Origin of the sequence: Salinispora cortesiana, assembly GCF_000484695.1 — a bacterium.
GTDB lineage: Bacteria > Actinomycetota > Actinomycetes > Mycobacteriales > Micromonosporaceae > Micromonospora > Micromonospora cortesiana.
Map to the genome: position 1 here is coordinate 1 of NZ_AXVR01000105.1, position 6,474 is coordinate 6,474.

A 6,474-nucleotide genomic window follows, 5' to 3' on the forward strand; every position below is an offset into this window, starting at 1 on the left:
GCCAGCGAACACGGCATCAACCAACTCGACGCCCTCATCCAACTGGCATCCGGCCGACCATGGATACCCGCAGTCAACTGACCTGATTAGTTACGTCGCACGATGCCCCAGAGTTGGTCGTCGCCGATGCTGTCGAAGGCGGTGCGGGCTTTGGCGTCGATCAGGGCGGTGACCCGAGAACCGCCCCCCGATGTCGTCGGCAGGCGTTGATGACCGTTCTGGTATAGAACGTGGAGTCGGCGTGGAGCGCGATCTCGCCGGTCGAGCCGTAGGATCGGGCAGTGCTGGTCACCTCGGCGATCATGCTGGCCGCGCCGCGAGCACAGCCGGGTCGTCGCGACGACCGGAGCGGACGGCGGTGTCGACAGCGTCGCGACCAGGGGGTTGTAGCCGCATGTCGCAGCCGCCGACCTTCGGGTGACCGAACCCGATGCCCTGTTTCTACTCACCATCCGGTGAGCATCGAGATCATGTCCACGAAGGTCAGCGTATCCATGCTGGCCAGGAGCGGTATCTGGGCGGTGAGGATGATCAGGGCGTCGTGGGCGGCGTCCTGCACCTGCCGGACATGCCCGTGGCTGAACGTGTTCAGGAACGCCCCGAGTGTCGACGGCGCGTACACGTTGATAGACCACGATCGCAAGCTTCGATCCGTAAATCGGAGACTCTGAGTGACACCTCGTTGACTCGTGGCACGAACGTCCACTATGGTGGCAGCAGCGGGGAGTGCTGACATCTTGCGCTTTATCCGGCAATCCATAGTGTAGTCTAATTTCTCCGGAGGAAACTATGTATCGTCGCATCCTTGGCGCGGCTGCCACTATCGCGACAACCGCGGGTCTGTTTCTTTTGACCCCCACTTCGCCTGCGCACGCAGCGGTTCAAGCGAATTGCCCGGACACCTTCAATGTCAAAGTGAGTGGTGGTCAAGCATCGTGGACTGTCACGTGCTATGGCGGAAAGGTTTACGTCAACGGCTGGGTAAAGGACACTGCGGCGGACGGCAAGTGCGCTCGAGTGAAATCATTGATTGCTGGGGAGTGGCATTACTCGTCCCCTGCTTGCCCTGAAGGAACCATGAAGACCTTTGACTGGTCGGAGGTTGGCCACTCGGCTCAGACCTACCTATATGTTGCATGATAGGCTATCCTGATTCTTAGGGGTTGGCGTATTATCTGCTCTGGGCTGGTGCCAGATCGGCATCAGCCCAGTACGTCTCGATGGATCGGAAAGGTCATTACCTTTGTCGCGAAGGGATCCGGCAGGGAAGGTTGGCGGGGCTGAGCCACCCGAGGACTGACATTCGAGCCTGCTAAGCTGTCCAACAATCATTCAATCACGTGCTCGGATAGTTACGAGCATAAGTTGTGATGAACAAGGGCGGTGGGTGTTGACCAGAGCGATACTACGTTTTAATCATGTTAGCCGCGACTACATGTCGGGTTCGGCGACGGTACACGCGGTTAAAGACGTCAGCTTCTCAATAGGTGAGGGCGAACTTGTCGCTGTCATGGGCCCATCGGGCTCAGGGAAATCGACACTACTGGGCATGGCGGGTGGCCTCGACCAACCGACCGCTGGCGACGTGTATGTGGAGGGGCATGCGCTGGCATCTCGGACGCCGGCGGAGCTGGCTCGTCTACGTCGCCAGCACATCGGCTACGTCTTTCAGGACTTTAACCTGGTCGCTGGACTAACGGCTGCGGAGAACGTGGCCTTGCCTCGGGAACTGGCCGGTCTGCGCCCGCGAATCGCTCGTCAGGAGGCGGCCTCAGCCCTGCAGGAAGTGGGACTGGAAGAACTGGCCGGCCGTTTTCCCCATGAAATGTCGGGTGGCCAGCAACAGCGGGTCGCCATCGCCCGAGCGTTACTGGGGAACCGGCGCCTTGTGCTGGCTGATGAACCCACGGGGGCGCTGGACACCACGACTGCCGCCACCGTGATGCAGGTTCTTCGTTCCCGAATCGATGCTGGCGCAGCCGGTCTGTTGGTAACCCACGACGAAGGCCTTCTCGCTTGGGCCGACCGGGTCGTAAGGATGCGCGACGGACATGCCAGCGATCTGGGCAAAGCCAACGCAGCGGCGAAGGGAACGGCACCGTGACGCGGTCGGTGCGGGAACGGGCTGGTGAAGTGTTAGGGTCGTGGCGACTAGCGGTCCGATTGGCCCGTCGCTCGGCCGTCAGTACTAAGATCCGTAGTCTGTTGATCATTTTGATGCTCGCCATTCCGGCCTTCGCGGCCAGCATCCTGCTCCTAGCCTGGTCCGACTCCTACGCCTCTGTGGAGCGTGAGGCTTCCTGGCAGTTAGGACGCGCCAACCTATTGCTGGACGGCGCTAAAGCCGAGGAGGCCATGCGGACGGCACCGGCAGGAACCGCCACCACGGAACTGCAAACCGGGCGAACCATTCTGACCCGACAGGCAAATCACACCACCGTCGAATACTGGGCCACCGATGTAGCGCATCCGATCAACACTGGCAAGTATGTGCTGCGAGACGGGTTGGCAGCATCGACGGCGGGCGAGGTGGCCCTCACGCGCAGCCTCGCCCGAAAGCTCGATGTCCAGACCGGCGACACCATCCAAGCTGGACTTCCGCAGCGGACACTACGAGTCGTCGGCCTCATCGATACGGCCAACCAACTGGGCCGCGAGGCACTGATCGTGCCGGCTGCCCATCCCCTATCTACCGGTGCCAGCACAAAGTTCCTGCTCAAGCTACCCGATACCCGGTCGACGTGGATTCCGGACAAACGGTTCGGAGTCGGGATGTTACAACGTTCCGACCTACTGCCTGACGCACAGGAACAAGTGGTGCGAGTGGCTGGCCTCACACTGGTCGTAGGTTTCGCCGGGATGCAGATCGTGCTCCTGGTCGGTGCGGCCTTCGCAGTCGGTGCCCGCAGACAGCAGCGCGAACTGGCCATGGTTGGGGCAGTCGGGGCGACACATCGTCAGGTCGCACGCCTGGTTCTAGCGAACGGAGTCGTGCTCGGCCTGTGCGCTGGTGTCTTCGGTTGCACGTCTGGTCTGGGTGTCTACTGGGTGTCCCGGCCGCTCGTCGAGCGACTGGTCGACCATCCATTGGCCGAGGATGGCTTGCCACTGATGCCGATCGCCGGTGTCGCCCTGATCGCCGTCCTGATCGGTGTAGCCGCTGCAGTAGGGCCCGCTCGGGGTGTCTCACGCGCCCCCATCCGGCACACCCTCATCGGCCGCCAAACGTCGGCGCATCGTAGCGGTCGGCGCTTCCTAGGTGCTGGGATCGTGACGGCCACCCTGGGTGTGGCACTCGCCAGCTACTCCGCCAGTCCCGCGGTGGCCAGTGCGACTCTTGCAGCGGCAGGGGCCGTCCTAGTGCTGGTCGGCCTGGTGGCGATGGCCCCGGCTGCGGTGGAGTTGACAGGCCGGGCCGCCCCGGTACTGCCACTCGCTCCGCGGCTGGCTGTCAGACATGCAGCTCGGCACCAGTTCCGCACAGCGGCGGCAATCGCCGCAGTTTGCGGAGCAGTTGCTGGGTCAGTCGGTATTTCACTATTCCTGTCAGCAGACACGCGGACAGGTACCGCTGCGCAGCCGGACGCGCGACCGGGTCAAGTCCTGATCGATCAGCAGACAGTCCGAACCGTCGACGCGACCACAGTTGAGCAGATCCGTGACGTACTCCCGGTCAAGTCAGTGGTCACTATCCAGGAAACCACTGCCACGGCAAGTTTCAACTGGATCGGCGACCAAGGCGGCAAAGTACCTCCCGATCTACCGCAGACAGTTGCCATCGGCGGACCTGAAGTTGTTGAAGCGGTCACCGGGGCTCCGCCGCCGCCGGATGCGATCCGTGCTCTCGAAGATGGTTTACTCCTCGCCTTCCATCCGTTCTTCATTGTTGACGGCGTCGCGACGGTGACCACGAAGGACGGCCGAGAGCTATCGCTGGACGGGCGATTCGTGCCGACGGACAACGCTTACCGACGTCTTCCCTCGGTGCTGGTGTCGCCCGTCACCGCGCAGAAGATGGCCCTGCAGGCGGAACCGGCGGACACCGTACTCACGACCACCCGCCCACCGACAGCGCATGAACTGGCGAAGGCGGAATCAGTCCTGCTCGGCGGCCAGCTGCGCGGACCGGGGACAAAGCTCACTACTCCAGGACACCTGACCGTAGGTGTCCTGGCGAAACAGCAGCGACAAACGGATCCGATCGTCTACGTCCTCGCAGTCGTCAGCGCCATAGTGACGTTGCTCGCCGGCAGCGTGGCCGTGGGCCTCGCGACTTCGGAAATGCGCGATGATCTATCGACGCTAGCGGCAGTCGGCGCTCCTCCTCGGATATCCCGCTGGCTTGCCGCCAGCCAGGCAGGTCTGATCATCGGAACTGGCACACTACTCGGGCTCCTCGCCGGGGTGGCTCCCGCGGCGGGTCTGGTGGCTCTCCGGGAGGACCTTACCTGGCACCTTCCCTGGTGGCTACCAATCGTGATGATCATCGGGTTGCCGGTGATAGCCGTGCTCGGCACAGCTGCGTCGATCCGTTCCCGGCTCACCCTGACCCGACGCCTTAACTAGAGGCCCCAGGCCGGGTCACTCGACGGATCAGAAGGCTTTGAGCCCGATTCCTTCGGGCGTAGGGAGCAGGGGCCCTCACCAGTGGATAGGCTGGGCAGGGCCCCTGGCATTTTGAGTTGTCCCCCGAAAGTGCCCAGGTAGCGCCTGTGGGCCTTCAGGTTCGGTGACCTGCTGTGACCCGCCGTCCCGATTTACCCGGCCTGCTCCGGCACCTGCCAACACGGCCTTACGTCAATATTTCACAGCAGCCACGAACTGTCCCACCGCACAGCGCGGCTTCAACCGACCGAACCGGCCACGCGAAGCACCCCAGCACCTTAAACGACACCCGCTCCCACCGAGTAGCTGCAACCCGGTGGCACGCGGCCTCCGCCCGTTGTGAGATTTAGTCCAGCATGGTGCGAACGGTAGTGCGGTGGCCGTCTCGCGTCCATCCCGAAACACCAGCAAGACCGGGCAGGCGTATCGGGGGGACTCGGGCGGGCGTCTGGATCGCTAACTGCCGGCAACGGGCAGCCTTCGACGGTTGGCCTCAGAATGACGTCGATAAATGCCGGGTTCTGCGGCTGGACTGCCTCGGTTTTAACGAACAGTTGCCGCTTTCGTAGCGCATCACCCGAGGCATCAAGCTCGTAGCCCTCTAGCCACAGCCAGCCGTCGTAGGTCGGCCGATCAAGAATTCGAATCACCCGAAACTTAATCGGGTAGACGAACTGTGGAAAGGGGCGCCGATCGAGACGGACCATGTGTCCCGCCCGTAGGTTGCGGGCGGTAGACCCAGGCCGGGCGATCACCTCAGTTGCCCGATCACCACGCCGACCACAATGATCACCATCACCATCACCAGCACTGCCGTCAGCTTCTGCCGACTCGTCAATGGACCCGGCGGCAATTGGGGCTCCCCGTGCACCCGGTCGCTGTCCGGCAGCGGGGGCGACCCGTCAGGATCGGGGTGTGCCCGTGGCTCCTTTTGCTCACTGTCGTCTGCCATCACAGCCTCCGCAGCCCAGAAAAAACAGATTCAAGCACGTCGATGTCCGGATGGGACGTGTAGTACACCCGCGCCCGTCCGATGGCGGGCGAACTCTGCACAGACAGATCGGTTACATCGGGCGTGGGGGTTGGCGGAGCTGCCGCCTCCATGCCTCTATGCCGCGGGGCGTGAGCACTAACGCGAGTACCCGCAATCACGCCAAGGGGCAGGCCAAAGCCGCCCGCAGCGGCAGCTAGAGAGATCATCATCAGCGTGGCAGTAGGCATGGCAGCTCCTAAATGGGAATGATCGTTGGAACCGCCCTCACTCCCCGGCGAGGGCGGTCCGACAGCGCCTCCAATGGGTTCGCCACCGGCCCGCGCTGTCGGGTTCCACCATGGATGCGATGGGCATACCCTCACTAGGTGTGTCCGTCGGGTGGGCAGCGCCGAGGCAGTCCGGGAAACCCGTGCGACAGCCTGAAATATTGATCTTGGTTTTGGGAGATGTTGAAATGGTCGATCTGTCGAACCCGATCGCATCGTTCATCGTTAGTGAGATCCGCCGCGCCAGAGGGGCAGCCGGCATGACGCAAGAAGCGTTTGGGCGAGCAGCCGGATATGCCGCGTCACACGTTAGCTCCGTCGAGAACGGAACGCGGGCGCTAACAATCGACTTCATTCATGGAGCCGACCGGGGACTCAACACCGGCGGACTATTCGAACGCATGATCAAAGAACTGGGACGGCGATCCTGGTTCGTGCCCTGGTTAGATGCCGAACGCACTGCAACGCAGCTCAGGTGTTTTCAGCCTTCGCTCATTCCTGGCCTACTGCAGACCCCACGGCCCCGGCGTTGTTCTTTTACGTCCGCTTTGATCATGGTTTGTTAGATGCCGTAGACGGCGAAGGTGTCGGTGCGGTCGTGTAGGTCGC

General features: G+C 62.6%; 4 protein-coding genes and 1 pseudogene. 3 read left to right on the top strand and 2 right to left on the bottom strand.

Annotation, left to right across the window (positions count from 1 at the left end; translation table 11 throughout):
• Positions 1–445: 445 nt before the first annotated feature.
• The gene (locus K228_RS28600) at positions 446–643 is read right to left on the bottom strand and encodes a hypothetical protein (protein ID WP_025620600.1); all 198 of its coding nucleotides are present in this window, start codon (positions 641–643) and stop codon (positions 446–448) included.
• A gap of 792 nt (positions 644–1,435) precedes the next feature.
• Between K228_RS28600 and K228_RS0123605 the strand changes: the two genes are divergently transcribed.
• Together K228_RS0123605 and K228_RS0123610 are read left to right on the top strand one after the other, a co-directional pair.
• Positions 1,436–2,104, top strand: coding sequence for an ABC transporter ATP-binding protein (locus tag K228_RS0123605; protein ID WP_025620601.1), 669 nt, complete (start codon positions 1,436–1,438; stop codon positions 2,102–2,104).
• A 101-nt stretch (positions 2,105–2,205) separates the two neighbouring features.
• Positions 2,206–4,566, top strand: coding sequence for an ABC transporter permease (locus K228_RS0123610; protein ID WP_155251626.1), 2,361 nt, complete (start codon positions 2,206–2,208; stop codon positions 4,564–4,566).
• Positions 4,567–5,356: 790 nt separating this feature from the next.
• On the opposite strand, the gene K228_RS0123615 is transcribed toward K228_RS0123610, so the two are convergent.
• Positions 5,357–5,557, bottom strand: coding sequence for a hypothetical protein (locus K228_RS0123615; protein ID WP_025620603.1), 201 nt, complete (start codon positions 5,555–5,557; stop codon positions 5,357–5,359).
• 496 nt (positions 5,558–6,053) lie between these two features.
• On the opposite strand from K228_RS0123615, the pseudogene K228_RS27865 reads away from it, so the two are divergent.
• Positions 6,054–6,380 (top strand): annotated as a pseudogene (locus K228_RS27865) (helix-turn-helix domain-containing protein); the annotation flags it as partial.
• Between the last annotated feature and the right edge of the window lie 94 nt (positions 6,381–6,474).

Coding starts and splice junctions, on each gene's coding strand:
- K228_RS0123615 (WP_025620603.1), bottom strand. CDS start 5,557: ATGGCAGACGACAGTGAGCAAAAGGAGCCACGGGCACACCCCGATCCT.
- K228_RS0123605 (WP_025620601.1), top strand. CDS start 1,436: ATGTCGGGTTCGGCGACGGTACACGCGGTTAAAGACGTCAGCTTCTCA.